Here is a 17,495-nt window from a genome sequence, read left to right as displayed (position 1 = left end):
CAGCTTATGCTTCTTCAGCCGCTGCTTCTTTTTGGATAAATCGTTTTGTTCGTTCATTCTTCGTTTCGTCAAATAGTTCGGTTGGCGTTCCCTGCTCAATGATATGACCATCTGCCATAAAAATCACATGATCTGCTACTTCTCTTGCAAACGCCATTTCATGTGTCACGATGATCATCGTTGTTTCTTGAATGGCAATGGATTTAATGACTTGAAGCACACCTGAGACAAGCTCTGGATCTAGTGCTGACGTTGGTTCATCCAGCAAAATCGCATGTGGATCGACCGCTAACGCACGGGCAATCCCGATTCGCTGCTGCTGACCGCCGGATAGTGTAACCGGATAGCTGTCAGCTTTTTGTTCTAGCCCTACTTGTTTCAATAGCTCCATGCCGATCTCATTTGCCTGCTGTTTTGTCATTTTTTTCGTCACAAGCAGTGACTCTGTAATGTTTTGCAGGGCTGTTTTGTTTTTGAATAAATTATAGTTTTGAAACACCATGGCCGTTTGCTGACGCAGGTGATGGGCTTCTTTACGTGTATATTTAGACGCATTCAGCTTCGCATCGCCAATTTCAATCGTGCCTTCATCTGGCGTTTCTAATAGATTTAGACAGCGCAGCAATGTTGATTTACCGGAGCCAGAAGGTCCGATAATGGCCACAACCTGCCCTTTTTGCACGTCAAGATTAATTCCGTCTAAGACGACAAGGTCGCCGAATGATTTTTTCAAATTAGTGAGCTTGATCATGTCCACACCTCCTTAATTCCGGTAAGGTTTGCTGATTTTTCGTTCAAATAGGTCTTGCAGGAAACTATAAATGATGGTGAGCACCCAATACACAATTCCAACCGCTAAATACGTTTCAAAGTACTTATAGTTGGCCGATGCAATCATTTTTCCTTGGGCAAACATTTCTGCCACCCCAATGGTAAAGGCAAGCGATGTTTCTTTTAAAAGACCAATAAAGGTATTCCCCGTCGCTGGAATGGCATTTCTGACGGCCTGCGGGAAAATAATTCTGACGTAAGACTGCCATCTTGTCATGCCGACAGATAAACAGGCCTCAAGCTGCCCTTCATCCACTGAATTAAGAGCCGCTCTAAAAATTTCTGCTAAGTACGCTGAGTTTTTAATACTTAAACCGATAATGACCGCTGTTAAGGCATCCATTGAGGTCATCGCAGGGAATAGCTGCGGAAGACCAAAATAAATGAGAAAGAGCTGAACCAAAGTTGGAACCGCTCTGAAAAAAGAAATATACAGCTTGGCAAATTGGTATAAGACAGGTATCCGGTTTTTCGTTATAAGAGCGAATACCACACCAATGATAATGGCAAATACCATGGAGACAATCGCCATGAAGATCGTTATCGGCAAGTATTGAATCAAGGTTGGAAAAACCGTCACCATATACTGCCAATCAATGTGATTCATGTCTGCTTTTCACCGCCGCTGTTGTTATTTTTTAATTGGCACTGTGACATCGTCTTTGAAATATTTCTCAGACAATTTCTTCAGTGTTCCGTCTTCTCTTAATTCTTTGATCGCTTGATTGAATTCTTCTCTTAGCTTGTCGTGCTTTTCATCTTTGGCAAATGGGTAGCCGACTTCTTCATATACGATTGGGTTGCCGACGATTTTGAGTGGAAGTCCTGTTTTTTCAATTTGAGCTAACAAGACACTGCGTCCGTTGACGTAAGCATCTACACGGCCATTTGCGACTTCATTTAATACACCGTCTTGTGTTTCATATGTTTTGATGTTGATTTTCTTGTCTGGGTCTTTGCTCTCTAGGTTTTTGGCATGGTTTGAGCCAAGAACAGCCGCCACCGTTTTTCCTTTTAAGTCATCAAGTCCTTTAATGTCCTTGTTGTCCTTCTTGACAATGATTTGTGTTCCTGCGTATGCATACGTATCTGTAAAATTGAACGTTTGTTTACGCTCATCTGTAATCGCAACTTGGTTTGATACGGTATCCAGCTTCCCAGATGTCAGCTGACCCATGAGTCCGCTGAATTCACTCAGCTGCCAGTCTAGTTTGTAGCCTAGTTTTTTCGCAATGGCTTCTGTGACTTCGACATCAAATCCTACTAGTTTGCCGTTTTCTTTATAAGCAAATGGATAGCTTTGGCCTGTAGCGCCCACTTTAAGCACTTTTTCGTCTTTGCCTTCACTCTGATTGCCCCCGCCGCATGCTGCTAACACCGCAAGCATTGCCGCAAATAAAACAACTAGCCACTTTTTGTTTTTCATGTTCGTACACCCTTCTTTCCTATTATGGTTGTGTAATATCTGATCTTAATTGTTTTTTAAAGTAAATGGTGATATGACCTTTGCCTAAATCCTTTTCACCTGCTCTGACATAGCCTTTACGCTCATACATGTCCATGAGCCACGGATGCTTATCAGCTGTACCGAGAGAGACATACGGTACCTTTAGTGTGTCCCTTAGCACTTCAGTTTCAACCCACTCAAGCAAGGCTGAGCCTGTGCCTTTTTTTGCCGCTGGTTCTGAAGCAAACCACCATATATGCGGAACGCCGAATGGTCCTGGCTGTTCTCCCCACGGCATACGGAGTGATAAGGTCGAGAGAAGCTCTCCGTTTTCTTCCATTACATAGCAAAGGTTCTTTTGTACATTTTTCTGAACGAGGGCGATATCTGCATGTGCTGCTTGGAACTGGATGCCGAGCTCACGAATTGGCTCGTAGGCTCTTGTTGTCAGTTCAAGCAGCGCTTCTATATCTTCCTCAGTTGCCAGACGAAACGTATATCCCAACGTTAGTCACCTCACCTTTATGTCGTGTAGCGATTTTTTGGCTGTTTTAATCCGAGATTTTCTCGTAAAGTTTGTCCTGTGTATTCTGTTTTGAACAGGCCTCTTTCCTGAAGGATCGGAACGACGCGATCTACGAAGGCATCAAGTCCTTCTGGCAATAATGGCGGCATCACGTTAAAACCGTCGGCTGCTTCCTCAACGAGCCATGTCTCCATCACATCTGCTAGCTGCTCTGGTGTTCCAATGAAGATATGGTGCCCACGGGAACCTGCAACAGATTGGTAGAGCTGGCGAATGGTCAGGTTGTCCTTTCTCGCCATATTCATCACAAGGTCAAAGCGGCTTTTCACGGCATTTGATGCGCTTGGATCAATCTCTGGAAGCGGTCCGTCTAGTGGATACTGCGAAAGATCAATACCCCCTAAGTAGTTTTGTAAAATGCTAAGGCCGATCTCTGGAACAATCAGCTCTTGTAATTCTTCATACTTCGCTTTTGCCTCTTCTACTGTATCGGCAATGATTGGGAAGATGCCCGGCATGATGCTGACATCCTCTCTAGCTCGTCCAGCAGCCTCTACTTTTCCCTTCAAGCTTTGGTAAAATTCCTTCGCTTTGTCGAGATCGTTTTGTGCCGTAAAAATAAGCTCAGCCGTTTTAGCTGCAAGCTTTTGACCATCTTCAGAAGACCCTGCTTGAATGATCACCGGCTGTCCTTGAGGGGTGCGTGATACGTTAAGCGGACCCCTTACGGAGAAGAATTCACCTTTGTGCTGCAGCTCATGAAGCTTACTAGACTCAAAGAATTCTCCTGTTTCTTGGTTTCTGACAAGTGCGTCCTCTTCCCAAGAATCCCACAGACCTTTGACGACATCGACGAATTCTTCAGCTCGCTCGTATCGTTTGTGGTGCGCTAAATGCTCTTCTCCGCTAAAATTTTTCGCTGTTTCTTCAATAGAAGATGTGACCACATTCCATGCCGCTCGTCCGCCTGATAAATGATCGAGTGAGGCAAACTGTCTCGCAATATGGAATGGCTCACTGTATGTAGTTGATGCTGTTGCTGCTAAACCAATTGTTGAGGTAGACTCTGCAATCGAAGAAAGCAGGGTGAGCGGTTCAAATCTCGTTAATACATTTGGATGAGATGTATGATTAATTGATAAGCTGTCGGCTAAAAAGAGCAAATCCAGCTTCCCTTCCTCGGCCTTTTTCGCTAATTGTTTAAAGTAATCAAGATTCATGGCTGCGTCTGGTACTGCTTTCGGATGTCTCCAAGAGGCGACATGATGTCCAGTTCCTGCGATGAATACGCCTAGCTTGAGCTTCCGTTTCGGCTGTGACACTTGTTCTTCATCCTTTCTATATCTTCCTGTATCAAGCAGTTCTTTTTACAAGATACATTTTTCTGATTGAATTAATCGGTTTTATCCATAAAAAAAGGGCAAATGTTGTGAAAAATGAAAAATAATTATTACTATATGCCCTTTTTACATGATTGTCAACCGCCTTCTGAACCTCCAAAAAAAGGGATTTACAGGCGTTTACGGCGGATCAATTTCAATATTTCCGATGAGCCGGTCCGTGGAGTGTGTCATCAATTGACTGCGCTCCAGTACATTATGGGCAATCACCGAATGAGTGGAAGATACGGTGCGGACGGCAATCGCTTTTTGAGGAGAGAGATTAATGATGTTATTCCGCAGCACACGTGCTGAGACAACCTCATCAAGAAAAACGGCTGTCGGCTGTCCGATCGAACGATTTAAATAAAAGCGGTTATCTCCAATTTGAGGTGAGCCATTTTTAATATACATCACCACATATAAGGACGTTTCTTCAAAGGAATTGTCTTTAATCTCTAAAGGAGCGGTCGAATTGCTGTAGACAGCGTAGTTTTGATAATGCTTAAAACGATTCTGCCATATGAAAGCCTTTGCATTTCCTGTCACGCTGATCGTATACGAAGATGCGAGCTGTGAATGTCCTTCTTGAATAAAGTGATTGCCGTTGATCCCCGCTTCTCCTTCCTGCACCCATATCCCTCGGCTGAATTCCTTGAATTGATTATGTTGAATTAAGATATTCGTTCCTCTGACCATCGCCGCATCGATGACAGAGTAGACGGTATTGTTTGAAAAAACAATGCTGTCTGATTGATAAATACGCAGCGATGTACTTCTAAGCCGTGTGTTTGTCCCTGACTCAATATGATTTCCTTCTATTAAAATACGATTGGCCATATAGACAGACACAGCCGCATCTTCAAAAAGACTGATTTTATTACCTGTGATGTGCACGCTGTCTCCCCTCACATCAATCCCCTTTTCAAATCCTTCAATCATATTGCCAATAATGATCACATTGTTTTCCGATTGATCAAGCGGCACTCCTAAACTCGTAATCCCTGCTTTTGTCACGCCCCCTCCCACTGCACGAATCAAATTATTTGCAATGATCGTTTCAGTGGCGAAGCCATAGGAGATACTGCTGTCCGTTTGATTGCCTTCAATGATCACACCATAGCCGTTGAAATTATAGATAGAGCTTGCTGCGCCGCCTCTGACAATGTTGTTTCGAATCTGAATATTTAGCGGCTCTTCCAGGTTGGTCGTATTCTCCCCGTATCCTTCAATATCAATGCCCATTTTTGGCTCGACCCCGTTTACCCCTGCCCTTTCAAGCAAACAGTCTTCCACAATGACACCATCACAGCCTGTAATAGACATATTGTTTCGCCTTGAGTCAGTGATGGTGCAGCCAGAAATATGAATAGACGAAGCAGGCGAGTACGATTCGATATGGGTCAATAAACCGTGAGGACTGACAATGATACCGTCTCCCGTACAATTGATTATTTGAACACGATCGATATTCACATGGGAAGCACCTTCAATACACACCCCGAAGCCCCATTCATGTGTTTTTCTTTCTGGCGGGAGTGACTTGTACACATGCTCATCACGGTCGCCTTCAATCCGTCCACCCCGAATGGTCACATGCTCTACCTCTCCTATATAAAAGGCTGCATATCCCCACGAATCATTTGGTTTCACTTTGATGACGGCATCTGATGCCATCTCAATACAAATATGACTTGGCACTCGTATACCGGCATTACGAAAAGGGAAAAATCGATCTCCCCTATACACCGCATCTATGACATACGTTCCACTCGGCAGCCAGACGTGGGAGTAGCCCTGTGCTTTTGTCCATTCCAGGCATTCGTTCAGTTTCGCTGTACAGTCCGTTTTCCCGTCAGCAATCACGCCAAAGTCTAATACATTGACAATGGGTTTCTTCAGATCAGATTCATTTACATCCCCCAATGAAAACCCCTCCTTTTTACACATGTCCTCTTGTCATCCTATGCATGTGGAAAAGGTTTGCTTGTACGATATTTCAAATTTTATATAAATTCTTCTGGAATAACTTTCCGATGATTTTCACTTGAGCGAATTTTTCATTTTTTTGAGTCTTTACGCCTATTGAACTAACATTTTCCTGTTTTAGAATAGTTTTATATTGACACAAGAACTATACAAGAATATCATTTTTCTCATATCTCTTTTTTTAAGAAAGGATCTATGCCATGTCTACAATTGACCACGATAAAATTGTTAAAAGTGTTCCTCAAAAAGGGTTTTTTGGACATCCTAAAGGACTTTACACACTGTTTTTCACTGAATTTTGGGAGCGTTTTTCTTATTATGGCATGCGTGCACTGCTTATTTATTATATGTACACAGAGGTGACAAAAGGCGGTCTTGGCTTCGACCAGACAACCGCTAATTCGATCATGTCTGTCTATGGTGCGCTTGTCTATATGTCAGGCATTATTGGCGGATGGCTTGCCGACCGAGTATTTGGTTCGTCCAATACGGTCTTTTATGGCGGGGTATTCATTATGCTTGGTCATGTCATTTTGGCACTACCTAGCGGAGCAACAGCGCTCTTTATTAGTATGGGGCTGATTATTATTGGGACAGGCCTCCTAAAGCCGAACGTATCAAACATAGTCGGTGACCTGTATACAAAAACAGACCCTCGCAGGGATTCTGGATTCAGTATTTTCTATATGGGGATCAATATGGGTGGTTTTATCGCCCCATTAATTGTCGGAACACTCGGTCAAAAAGTGAATTTCCACCTTGGTTTCTCACTCGCTGCCGTTGGTATGCTTGTTGGACTGATTACGTTTGTCATCACGAAAAAGCCGAATCTTGGACTTGCCGGCACTTATGTCACAAATCCACTATCAGCTGCTGAACGCAAGAACTTCAAAATTTTCGGTACATTGATCGTGATTGTACTTGCTGTTTTTGCTGTCATCGGCATTCAAACAGGAGCGCTCACGATTAATCTATTCACTTGGTTTGTCAGTGTCCTTGGTGTGCTGATTCCAATTGTTTATTTTATTGTGATGTATTTTAGTAAAAAAACGAGTGCAGTGGAGCAGTCGAGGGTCCTCGCTTATATTCCATTGTTCCTAGCTGCGGTGATGTTCTGGGCCATTCAAGAACAAGGCTCAAATATTTTAGCCACATATGCAGATCAGCGAACAAACTTGAATTTCCTTGGCATGACATTAGCCTCTTCTTGGTTCCAATCATTGAACCCAATCTTTATTGTGCTCCTATCACCAGTATTTGCTTGGTTATGGGTCAGACTCGGTAAGAAACAGCCGTCTACCCCGATTAAATTCTCACTTGGCCTTCTGTTCGCAGGATTATCCTTCATCATCATGATCATTCCTGCCTACATGTCTGGTCCGAATACACTTGTGAGTCCATTATGGCTCGTTCTAAGCTTCTTCCTTGTCGTCATCGGAGAGCTTTGCTTATCACCAGTTGGGCTTTCAGCGACAACAAAACTGGCACCTGCTGCCTTCTCAGCGCAAACGATGAGCCTTTGGTTCCTTTCGAATGCAATGGCACAGGCGATTAATGCGCAAGTGGTCAAGCTGTTTGATAAAGTGCCAGAAACCGTCTATTTCGGGATCATCGGCATGCTCGCCATCGTTTTATGTGGCGTTATGCTTCTGCTTACACCGGTGATTAAGAAAGCGATGAAAGGCGTGCATTAATTTGAAAAAGAAGCCTCCCAAATGGGAAGGCTTCTTTTTTTGAATTAAAACCGAATCTCATCATCTCCGTGGATTTGCAACTGGAGCGGTTCACTTTTCACCTGATGTTTTTTCACATAGCGGTGATAGACAACATATCCAATGATCATGAGCGGTACGCCGACATACAGCCCAATCCGCTGCTCCGCATCAAAGGCAAGACTGATTAGCACAATCGAGTTCAGCGTGATCGCAATGATCGGCAGTACCGGATAAAGAGGGGTTTTAAATTTTAGGTTTTCCAGCTTCCCGCCTGCTTTCAAATATCTTCTGCGGAAAAGCAGTTGTGATAATGTAATCGTAATCCAGCCGGTTTGGGCGCTCATGCCTGCAATAGACACGATCCAAGCAAAAACGGTTTTCTCTGCAAAGAAGCCTGATAATAATGAAATACCTGTAAACAGGAAAGTGAGCAGTAAGGCATTCATCGGGATGCCCCGCTGATTGACTCGTCTAAACGCCTTGCCTGCCATTCCTTCCTTCGACAAAGAGTACAGCATTCTCGTAGAGGCATATAGGCCAGAGTTCGCCACAGATAATAAAGCAATGATAATGACAAAGTTCATGATATCTGCCGCATAAGGAATGCCCGTTCTCTCAAACACAGTGACAAATGGGCTTTGCAGCACACTCGCTTCTTTCCAAGGCACCATACCCGCTAAGACAAAAATAGATAAAACAAAAAAGACAAGTGTGCGCCAAACCGTCTGATGAATCGAGCGAGGCACGGTTTTCTCTGGATTTTCACTTTCTCCTGCCGCAATCCCGATCAGCTCCGTTCCTTGAAACGAAAAATTCACCGTGATCATCGTGACGACTACTGCGAGCAAGCCATTCGGAAACAGACCGTCACTCACAAAATGACTAAAGTAAGGAGCTGGTTCCCCGCTCGTCGTTTGAATAAAACCAAACATCGCCGCTCCGCCTACGCCAATAAATAGTAAGATGGCGACAATCTTAATGGTTGAAAAGAAAAACTCCGACTCCCCGAACGCTTTCGCTGACCTGGCATTTAATAAGAACAAACACAGCCCAAATATGAGACACCATATCCACACATCCACTTGTGGAAGCCAGCGTCTCATCAGCTGCCCTGCTGATAAAAATTCCAGCGCCACGGTGGCTGCCCAGCCAAGCCAATAAATCCAGCCAACAGCAAATCCTGCTGCAGGACTCACAAATTTCGTCGCATACGTATGAAACGACCCCGACACAGGAAGCGCGACTGACAACTCTCCAAGACACAGCATGGTTAAATACATGATCAATCCGCCCACTATATAGGAAAGAACGGCTCCAACTGGCCCTGCTTGTCCAATCGTATAGCCTGTTCCAAGGAAAAAGCCTGTCCCAATGACACCGCCAAGAGAAATCATAAATAAATGGCGGGAGGTCATCGCCCTTTTCAATTGTTCGGGCTGATTTTGTCCAACATCCACAATGATGCCCTCCTTCTTCTAAGATGTTCTGTTATCAAAACATGTCTCCATGTGATTATTCCATTTTCAAAACAACCTACTAATTATACATCTTTTATAATAAATATGCTTCCTTCTATGGTCACTGTCTCAAAGTCTTTATTTTAGTAATGTTCGCACAAATAAGATGAATGACTTTTTAGGTTTGAAAGAAATGGGTTGCGGGCATAAAGTTGGTGAGATTCGCTCAAGCTAGTTTCAAATGCTTTACTTTTAGGTTGCTTCTCTGTAAGATCATATGTTGTAAATACCAACAAGAAAAGTGGGGAATAAAATGAAAAAAATGTTCTTTGCCATTATTTTAGGCGCTTGTGTTGCATTGATCACGGCATGCGGATCAGCTGCAAACGACAGCGCAAATAAACAATCTGGGTCTAAGGAATCAGGTGACCTTTGGAAATCCATTCAGGATAAAGGCGTATTAACCATCGGTACAGAAGGTACATATGCTCCTTTCACCTTCCATGACAAAAAGACAGATAAACTAACTGGCTATGATGTCGAGGTCATCACAGAAGTCGCAAAACGTCTTGACTTAAAACCAGAATTCAAAGAAACACAATGGGACAGCATGTTTGCTGGTCTGAATTCTAAACGTTTTGATGTGGTAGCGAACCAAGTTGGTAAAACTGGACGTGAAAATCAATATGATTTCTCTGATAAATACACGACATCTCAAGCTATTGTTGTGACAAAATCAGATAACAACGACATCAAGAAACTATCTGATGTCAAAGGCAAAAAAGCAGCACAATCGTTAACAAGTAACTACAATAAACTAGCAACAGATGCTGGCGCTAAGATTGAAGGCGTTGAAGGTCTTGCACAATCTATTCAATTGATTCAGCAAGGACGTGCTGATTTGACGTTCAATGATAAATTGGCTGTCTTGAATTACTTGAAAACAAGCGGTAACAAAAACCTAAAAGTTGCATTTGAAACAGGAGATCCACAAGAAACGTATTTTGCCTTCAGAAAAGGCAGCGGCGAAGTCGTTGACAAAGTGAATGGCGCACTAAAAGAAATGAAGAAAGACGGTACACTTGCTAAGATTTCTAAGAAATGGTTTGGTGAAGATGTTACAAAGTAATACCCTAGGAGTCGTCATTCCTTGGGATCTTCTTCAGCAATCTTTTTGGCCAATGGTGATGCAGGGGATTTATTATACAATCCCCCTTGCCATCATTGCCTTCATTATTGGTCTTTTTATCGCGCTTGTGACAGCTCTTGCTAGAATGTCTAAAATCAAAGCCCTCAGATGGATTTTCTCCATCTATGTGTCGGCCGTTCGCGGAACGCCGCTTTTTGTGCAATTGTTTATTATTTTCTATTTCTTTCCGACATTTAATATCACACTTGATCCATATCCAAGTGCTATCATCGCTTTTTCTTTAAACGTAGGTGCGTATGCTTCGGAAATTATCCGTGCATCCGTCCTATCTGTTCCAAAAGGACAATGGGAAGCGGGGTATTCGATTGGGATGACCCATCGCAAAACGCTCGTCCGCGTGATTTTACCGCAGGCAGTGCGTGTATCGATTCCGCCGCTGTCTAATTCTTTCATTAGTTTGGTGAAAGATACATCGCTTGCTTCCCAAATCCTTGTGGCAGAGATGTTCCGTAAATCACAGGAAATTGCTGCGGCGAACTTGGATCAAATTTTATTTATTTATATGGAAGCAGCCCTGATCTATTGGGTATTCTGCTTCATTCTATCGCTCGTTCAACACCAAATTGAAAAACGACTTGATCGATATGTCGCAAGGTAAGGAGGGAACGACATGCTAACAGTCAAAGGCTTAAACAAATCCTTTGGTGAAAATGAGATTTTAAAGTCGATTGATTTTACGATCAACAAAGGGCAGGTTGTGGCGATTCTTGGTCCATCAGGTTCAGGGAAAACAACGATGCTTCGCTGTTTAAATGCACTTGAAATTCCAAATGCCGGCTCCTTTACCTTCGATGATTTCTCGATTGATTTTTCTAAAAAAAATAAACAAGCTGATTTGCTCAAGCTTCGCCGGAAGTCAGGCATGGTGTTTCAAGATTATCATCTGTTCCCGCATCGTACTGTTCTTGAGAATGTGATGGAAGGTCCAGTCCAAGTCCAGCGCCGGCCAAAAGTAGAGGTGCGAAAAGAAGCGATTCAGCTCCTGCAAAAGGTAGGACTTGAGGATAAAAAAGATTTGTATCCCTTCCAGCTGTCAGGCGGTCAAAAGCAGCGTGTCGGCATTGCCCGTGCACTTGCCATTCAGCCAGAGCTTATGCTTTTTGATGAACCAACCTCTGCGCTTGATCCTGAGCTTGTCGGGGAAGTCTTAAAGGTCATGAAAGATTTAGCGAAAGAAGGCTGGACGATGGCGGTTGTCACACATGAAATCAAGTTTGCCCAAGAAGTGGCGGACGAAGTGATTTTTATTGATGGCGGCGTGATCGTCGAACAAGGTCCTCCTGAAGAAATCTTCAAACGACCAAAGGAAGAACGAACAAAGCAATTTTTAAACCGGATTTTGAATCCAGTATGATCAAAAAGGCTGTTCTCACTTGATGAGAACAGCCTTTTTTTATATCTCTTTTTTCAGGCGAAGCGCCAATAAGTCTTGAAGGAGCAGTCTCGCTCCCTCTGGACTGATGACCACTCCACCCGATAGCACTTTGTTGGAGTTTGTCACTTCTCCTGTGACGATACAGGGCTTGTCCTGCCAATACGGCTTCATCACAATGTGACCTTCTTCTTGATAGATCTCCACCATATCTCGGGGATGAATTTTCAACCTTTTTCTTATATCTGTTGGCAGGACAATTCTTCCGACGTTATCTATATACTTTACATAGTCTTTACTTAACAAATTGACCCCCCCTGCATCTCTAGATATGATATAGACGATTCCCTGTTTATCCAGGGATTAAGCGCTCTAATCGGTTAATGAAAGAAGGAGCTGCAGGCTGATCCAATGGCTAAACACGCTTCCCATATATGATATATCTGTTTGGTGCAGGACCAATGAAAGAAAAAGGATAACATGTGGTGAGGATAAGTTCTTCCTTTTCCTGTTGTAGTGTAATAATACTTTGATCATCTTTTTTCACAATCTTTGTTTTCTCAATTTCATAGGTAAATCGACCGTATGAAAGCTCAATAACGAGTTGATCCCCTTTCACAAGTTCTCCTGTTCGTCTAAACACAGTATCACGATGCCCAGATAAAACGATTTGTCCCTGTTCATTAGGAAAATAGCTCTCGTGATAATGACCAACTCCCTTTGCCAAATCCTCCGCCGCTGTTCCTTCTACAATTGGTAACTCAGCTTTTAACTTTGGAATGTGCAAGAGCCCAATGGTTTCACCAGCCTTCGGCACAAAAGGGGAATCCGCTTTCCCCTTTTGCTGGATGGCTGCTTGTGCAGACTGGAATGACTGATCTACTTGTCTTTGTCCATCAACGATTTTCATATATCCTACAATCACAAGACAAATACCTGCTGTAATCAATAGAGCTGAGATGATTTTTTGAAACATGGACGATTATCCGTTTCTTTTTCTTCTTTTCCATACAATAAGGGATGCACCTATTAGTACAAGTGCAAATCCTGCTAGTAAAAGGTTGTACATCTCTGTTGCAGTGTTCGGAAGATGATGACCAGGTGTATCCGGTTCTGAATGAGAAGGCTGCTCTGGATTTGCTGGCACCCCTGGCACATGCGGCGGCGGTACTACCGCTGTTGAGTTTTCAGGTTTGTCTGGTTCGTCAACATTATCACCCTTCACAACTGCGATATTTTGAATGGTTTTACCTTCAGATCCTTTCGTGACCTTCGCTTCAAAAGTAACCGTATGCCAGTCCGTGTCTTTGATATCACCAAATTGACCGGTCACTGTGCCTTTTGTGTAGTCTCCGTTGTCGTCATCTTTTGCGTCTGTGACAGCTTGTCCATCTACTTTTAGTGACCCTTCGACGTATTCAAGACCTTCTGGCAGTTGATCTGCGATGACTAAATCTTTGATGATACTGTCTTCTACACTATTTTTTGTTTTGATGGTGTAAAGAAGGGTGTCGCCTACCTGAACTTGTTTTTCATTTGTATTGCCTTCTGCTTTTTGAGAGATCTCAGATGTTTTTTCTGATTCAAGCTTTGGATCTCTTGGATCAATGTTTGTTTCCGTTGTCGGCTCATCTGGTGGCGTGTTTTCGCCTGTTACTTTCGCTGTGTTTTGAATGCTTTTACCTGATTGGCCTTTAGCAACCTTCGCTTCAAAAGTAACCGTATGCCAGTCTGTGTCTTTAATATCACCAAATTGACCGGTGACTGTGCCTTTTGTGTAGTCTCCGTTGTCATCATCTTTTGCATCTGTGACAGCTTGTCCATCTACTTTTAGTGACCCTTCGACGTATTCAAGACCTTCTGGCAGTTGATCTGCGATGACTAAATCTTTGATGATACTGTCTTCTACACTATTTTTTGTTTTGATGGTGTAAAGAAGGGTGTCGCCTACCTGAACTTGTTTTTCATTTGTATTGCCTTCTGCTTTTTGAGAGATCTCAGATGTTTTTTCTGATTCAAGCTTTGGATCTCTTGGATCAATATTTGTTTCGGTTGTCGGCTCATCTGGCGGCGTGTTTTCGCCTGTTACTTTCGCTGTGTTTTGAATGGTTTTACCTGCTTGTCCTTTGGCTACTTTCGCCTCAAACGTCACAGTATGCCAGTCCGTGTCTTTGATATCACCAAATTGTCCGGTGACTGTACCTTTTGTGTAATCTCCGTTATCGGCATCTTTTGCGTCTGTGACGGCTTGGTCATCTACTTTTAATGACCCTTCGACGTATTCAAGACCTTCTGGCAGTTTATCTGAAATCACGAGATTTTCGACGATGCTGTCCTCTTCAAGATTCTTTGTTTTGATCGTATAAAGAAGGGTATCGCCTACCTGTGGTGTTTTTTCATCTGTGTTCCCTTCTGCTTTTTTCTGAATGCTCGCTGTCTTTTCTGATGCTAGTTTTGGATCACGAGGATAAATTTCTGTCTTCGTTGTTGGATCATCTGGCGGCGTGTTTTCACCAGTTACTTCGGCAGTGTTTTGAATGTCTTGACCAGCCTGTCCCTTTTCAACTGTCACTTCAAACGTCACGGTATGCCAGTCTGTGTCCTTCACATTACCAAAATAACCGGTGACCTTTCCATCTGTGTAGTCACCGCTATCGTCGTCTTTCACATCTGTAACGGATTCTCCATCAATTTCAAGAGACCCAGCGACATACTTCAGCCCTTTTGGTAATTGATCTGAGATCACTAGATTTTCCACAAGGCTGTCTTCTATCGTGTTCTTTGTTTTAATTGTATAAAGCAGGGTATCTCCCACTTCTGGATGCTTCTCATCTTTGTTACCTTCTGCTTTTTTCTGCAAGACGGCTGATTTTTCAGAAGTCAGCTTCGGGTCACGAGGATAGATTTCTGTTTTTGTTGTCGGATCATCTGGAGGTGTGTTGTCACCTGTGACACTGGCTGTATTTTGAATATCTTTACCAGATTGTCCTTTTTCAACCGTGACCTCAAAGGTCACTGTATGCCAGTCTGTATCTTTAATGTCACCGAATTGTCCTGAGACGGTTCTGTTTGTGACATCACCATTGTCTTGATCTTTCTCATCTGTGACCGCTTGTCCGTCTACCTCAAGGGAATTCGGCACATACGCTAATCCTTCCGGCAGTTCGTCTGAGATCACTAAATTTTCAACGAGACTGTCTTCTATCGTATTCTTTGTTTTAATCGTATAAAGAAGGGTATCACCGACCTCTGGATGCTTCTCATCTGTATTGCCATCTGCTTTTTTCTGCAAGACGGCTGATTTTTCAGAAGTCAGCTTCGGGTCACGAGGATAGATTTCTATATTCGTTGTCGGCTTGTCTGGCGGTGTATTGCCGGTTGTGACATTGGCTGTATTTTGAATGTCTTTGCCTGCCTGACCTTTTTCAACTGTGACTTCAAACGTCACGGTATGCCATTTCACATCTTTCACTTCACCGAACGTTCCAGTGACAGTTCCATCTGTCATATCACCGTTGTCGTCATCTTTTGTATCTGTGACTGGATTCCCATCTACCTGTAGAGAATTTGGTACATAAGATAATCCTTGAGGTAACTTATCAGAAATCACAAGGTCTTCTATTACACTATCTTCAACAGCGTTACGGGCTTGAATGGTATACAGCAATGTGTCGCCTACTTCTGGATGCTTCTCATCTGTATTACCATCTGCTTTTTTCTGTAAGACCGCTGATTTTTCTGATTCAAGCTTTGGATCACGAGGATAAATTTCTATGTTTGTTGTTGGTTTGTCTGGTGGTGTATTATCCCCTTCGACATTCGCTGTATTTTGAATATCCTTGCCAGCTTGACCTTTTGCTACTTTCGCTTCAAATGTCACGGTGTGCCAATCAGTGTCTTTCACATCACCTATTTGACCTGTCACAGTGCCGTTTGTATAATCACCTTTGTCTTGATCTTTGGCATCAGTTACGCTTGTACCGTCTACCTTAAGAGATCCAGAAACATAGGTTAAACTACTCGGAAGATTATCTGATATGGTCAGATTCTTAAGAACGCCGTATTGCACCGTATTTTTTGCTCTAATTGTATAAAGCAAAGTGTCGCCTACTTCTGGATTCTTTTCATCTGTGTTGCCTTCTGCTTTTTTCTGTAAAGCAACCGATTTTTCTGATTCAAGGTTAGGCGGATATGGATCGAATTCGGGCTTCACACGTGAAGCTAAGTCGTAAGATAATGAATCACCTGCAATGCCTAAATATGTTGTACTTAATGTTTTCGCATCAAGTGTAAAAAGAGTGGAATGACCAATAGAGTCATCTTTTCCTGATTGTAATAGCATTTGCCCATTTGGCAAAAAGCTAATTCCTCGTACTCCTCCCTCAATAGGTTTACCATCTGCATTTGTGATTGGAATCACTCGAATGACTTCAGCTGTTTCAGGATTCATTTGCGCAATGGACCCACTGGTATTAGATGCGAACCAAAGATAGCCATCCTTATCGACTACAAGGTCTCCGCCAATGTCTCCGCCAATGCCAGGGCCAACGTCATAACCAACAATTTTCTTGGCCGTTTTTTGACCAGTTGCTAAGTCGTACGTTGCAAGGTAGGGTTCTCCACCAACCTCATACGAATGAATATATTTACCGTTATAAACAACGGCATTAGGCGCTCTTCCGCCTAAAACACCTACACGCTCTGCTTGTCCAGTGGTCGCATTTATTTTATAAAGAACTGGCTCTCCACTTGCTGTCGTAGTTGCATACACAGTGTTTTCTTGGTCATTCACAGCAACACCGTTCACTACAGTCGAATTAATTCCCTTCACCTGTACACTAGCCTTTACGTTTGTTGGATTTTGCCCATCAAGCTGATAAAGAACTAACTTCCCATTTCCAATCATGTAGGAATCTGCGTTATTGACAACCACCGTCCCAGCGGCTTTCGTAACAGGTGGCGAAACTGTTAATAAATTCCCAGCAATCAGCACCAATATAAGAAATAATTGACTCGTTCTTTTTATTATGTTCATTTTTTTTAACATCCCCTTTTCCCTGCTCTAAATCATAATGGTATGTACCAGTTCACCTCCCACACTTTGGTAAAGAATATCAGTAACATTTCAGAACCCTCAACATGACCAAAAGACTATTTTCGACAAAAATAGCCCTTTGGTCATATACAGCTTTCGACATCTGATCCATCTATGTTTTTTCCAATAAAACAAGTTTTTTTATCGTGTATCAAATATTTTATCTATCAATAAAAACAGGCCTAACGACGCAATTTACATACAATCTATTCTATTTTATCTTGAATATTCTTTAATTGGATAAGGGTTGTTTTTTTGTCATTTTATATTGAATTTTTTTCTTATTTTCATAAAAATTGTTAATTATTGGTTCGCTTTGTTAAAAAAAACAATTCAAAAGTCTTGCTCCAACATTTGATGTTTTCTGCTCTTTTTATGGAAAAAATTCTTTTTATCGAGTAAGCGATTACAATTGAGCAAAGCCATTTAAAGGGGCGTGCGAGTATGTTACGATTGAAATCGAGTGTTTAAGAA

14 protein-coding genes are annotated in these 17,495 nt (G+C 42.6%); 4 read left to right on the top strand and 10 right to left on the bottom strand.

Annotated elements, in window-relative coordinates; genetic code table 11:
* Positions 1-4: 4 nt before the first annotated feature.
* The 6 genes from ABG082_RS02080 to ABG082_RS02055 all read right to left on the bottom strand — a co-directional run bounded on the left by ABG082_RS02080 (position 5) and on the right by ABG082_RS02055 (position 6,109).
* The gene (locus ABG082_RS02080) at positions 5-751 is read right to left on the bottom strand and encodes an amino acid ABC transporter ATP-binding protein (protein ID WP_008347264.1); all 747 of its coding nucleotides are present in this window, start codon (positions 749-751) and stop codon (positions 5-7) included.
* A 12-nt stretch (positions 752-763) separates the two neighbouring features.
* Complete coding sequence (locus ABG082_RS02075; RefSeq protein ID WP_007498163.1) at positions 764-1,438, bottom strand: amino acid ABC transporter permease; 675 nt, start codon at positions 1,436-1,438, stop codon at positions 764-766.
* Positions 1,439-1,462: 24 nt separating this feature from the next.
* Positions 1,463-2,257 (bottom strand): amino acid ABC transporter substrate-binding protein, encoded by a 795-nt coding sequence (locus ABG082_RS02070; protein ID WP_007498164.1) that lies wholly within the window; start codon positions 2,255-2,257, stop codon positions 1,463-1,465.
* 22 nt (positions 2,258-2,279) lie between these two features.
* Positions 2,280-2,783 (bottom strand): GNAT family N-acetyltransferase, encoded by a 504-nt coding sequence (locus tag ABG082_RS02065; RefSeq protein WP_113747490.1) that lies wholly within the window; start codon positions 2,781-2,783, stop codon positions 2,280-2,282.
* A 17-nt stretch (positions 2,784-2,800) separates the two neighbouring features.
* Complete coding sequence (locus ABG082_RS02060) at positions 2,801-4,126, bottom strand: LLM class flavin-dependent oxidoreductase (protein ID WP_060832081.1); 1,326 nt, start codon at positions 4,124-4,126, stop codon at positions 2,801-2,803.
* 198 nt (positions 4,127-4,324) lie between these two features.
* Positions 4,325-6,109 (bottom strand): right-handed parallel beta-helix repeat-containing protein, encoded by a 1,785-nt coding sequence (locus ABG082_RS02055; protein ID WP_348936481.1) that lies wholly within the window; start codon positions 6,107-6,109, stop codon positions 4,325-4,327.
* A gap of 263 nt (positions 6,110-6,372) precedes the next feature.
* Between ABG082_RS02055 and ABG082_RS02050 the strand changes: the two genes are divergently transcribed.
* Positions 6,373-7,866 carry a peptide MFS transporter gene (locus ABG082_RS02050; RefSeq protein ID WP_348936480.1) on the top strand — a complete coding sequence of 498 codons (1,494 nt, stop codon included), beginning with the start codon at positions 6,373-6,375 and terminating at the stop codon, positions 7,864-7,866.
* A 44-nt stretch (positions 7,867-7,910) separates the two neighbouring features.
* Here the strand turns inward: ABG082_RS02050 and ABG082_RS02045 are convergent, their stop codons facing one another.
* Positions 7,911-9,302, bottom strand: coding sequence for an amino acid permease (locus tag ABG082_RS02045; RefSeq protein ID WP_046527513.1), 1,392 nt, complete (start codon positions 9,300-9,302; stop codon positions 7,911-7,913).
* A 355-nt stretch (positions 9,303-9,657) separates the two neighbouring features.
* On the opposite strand from ABG082_RS02045, the gene tcyA reads away from it, so the two are divergent.
* From tcyA to ABG082_RS02030, 3 genes are read left to right on the top strand one after another with little or no spacing between them, the layout of a single operon-like run.
* Positions 9,658-10,473: a cystine ABC transporter substrate-binding lipoprotein TcyA gene (tcyA, locus tag ABG082_RS02040; RefSeq protein WP_007498178.1), complete on the top strand. Its 816-nt coding sequence runs from the start codon at positions 9,658-9,660 to the stop codon at positions 10,471-10,473.
* The gene (locus ABG082_RS02035; RefSeq protein ID WP_017366604.1) at positions 10,460-11,152 is read left to right on the top strand and encodes an amino acid ABC transporter permease; all 693 of its coding nucleotides are present in this window, start codon (positions 10,460-10,462) and stop codon (positions 11,150-11,152) included. Before tcyA ends, ABG082_RS02035 begins: the two co-directional genes overlap by 14 nt.
* A gap of 12 nt (positions 11,153-11,164) precedes the next feature.
* Positions 11,165-11,908 (top strand): amino acid ABC transporter ATP-binding protein, encoded by a 744-nt coding sequence (locus ABG082_RS02030; protein WP_348936479.1) that lies wholly within the window; start codon positions 11,165-11,167, stop codon positions 11,906-11,908.
* A 39-nt stretch (positions 11,909-11,947) separates the two neighbouring features.
* Here ABG082_RS02030 and ABG082_RS02025 read toward each other — a convergent pair whose 3' ends face one another.
* The 3 genes from ABG082_RS02025 to ABG082_RS02015 form a co-directional block, all read right to left on the bottom strand.
* Positions 11,948-12,232 (bottom strand): AbrB/MazE/SpoVT family DNA-binding domain-containing protein, encoded by a 285-nt coding sequence (locus tag ABG082_RS02025; protein WP_008347289.1) that lies wholly within the window; start codon positions 12,230-12,232, stop codon positions 11,948-11,950.
* A gap of 109 nt (positions 12,233-12,341) precedes the next feature.
* Positions 12,342-12,902, bottom strand: coding sequence for a class D sortase (locus tag ABG082_RS02020; RefSeq protein WP_008347291.1), 561 nt, complete (start codon positions 12,900-12,902; stop codon positions 12,342-12,344).
* Positions 12,903-12,908: 6 nt separating this feature from the next.
* Entirely contained in the window at positions 12,909-16,961 is a 4,053-nt protein-coding gene (locus ABG082_RS02015; protein WP_348936478.1) for an isopeptide-forming domain-containing fimbrial protein, read from the bottom strand.
* Positions 16,962-17,495: the final 534 nt, after the last annotated feature.

Origin of the sequence: Bacillus sp. BS1807G30 (assembly GCF_040047675.1) — a bacterium.
GTDB lineage: Bacteria > Bacillota > Bacilli > Bacillales > Bacillaceae > Bacillus > Bacillus altitudinis.
The sequence above is the reverse complement of the archived record's forward strand: the minus strand, read 5'-3'. Positions and strand labels throughout refer to the sequence as shown.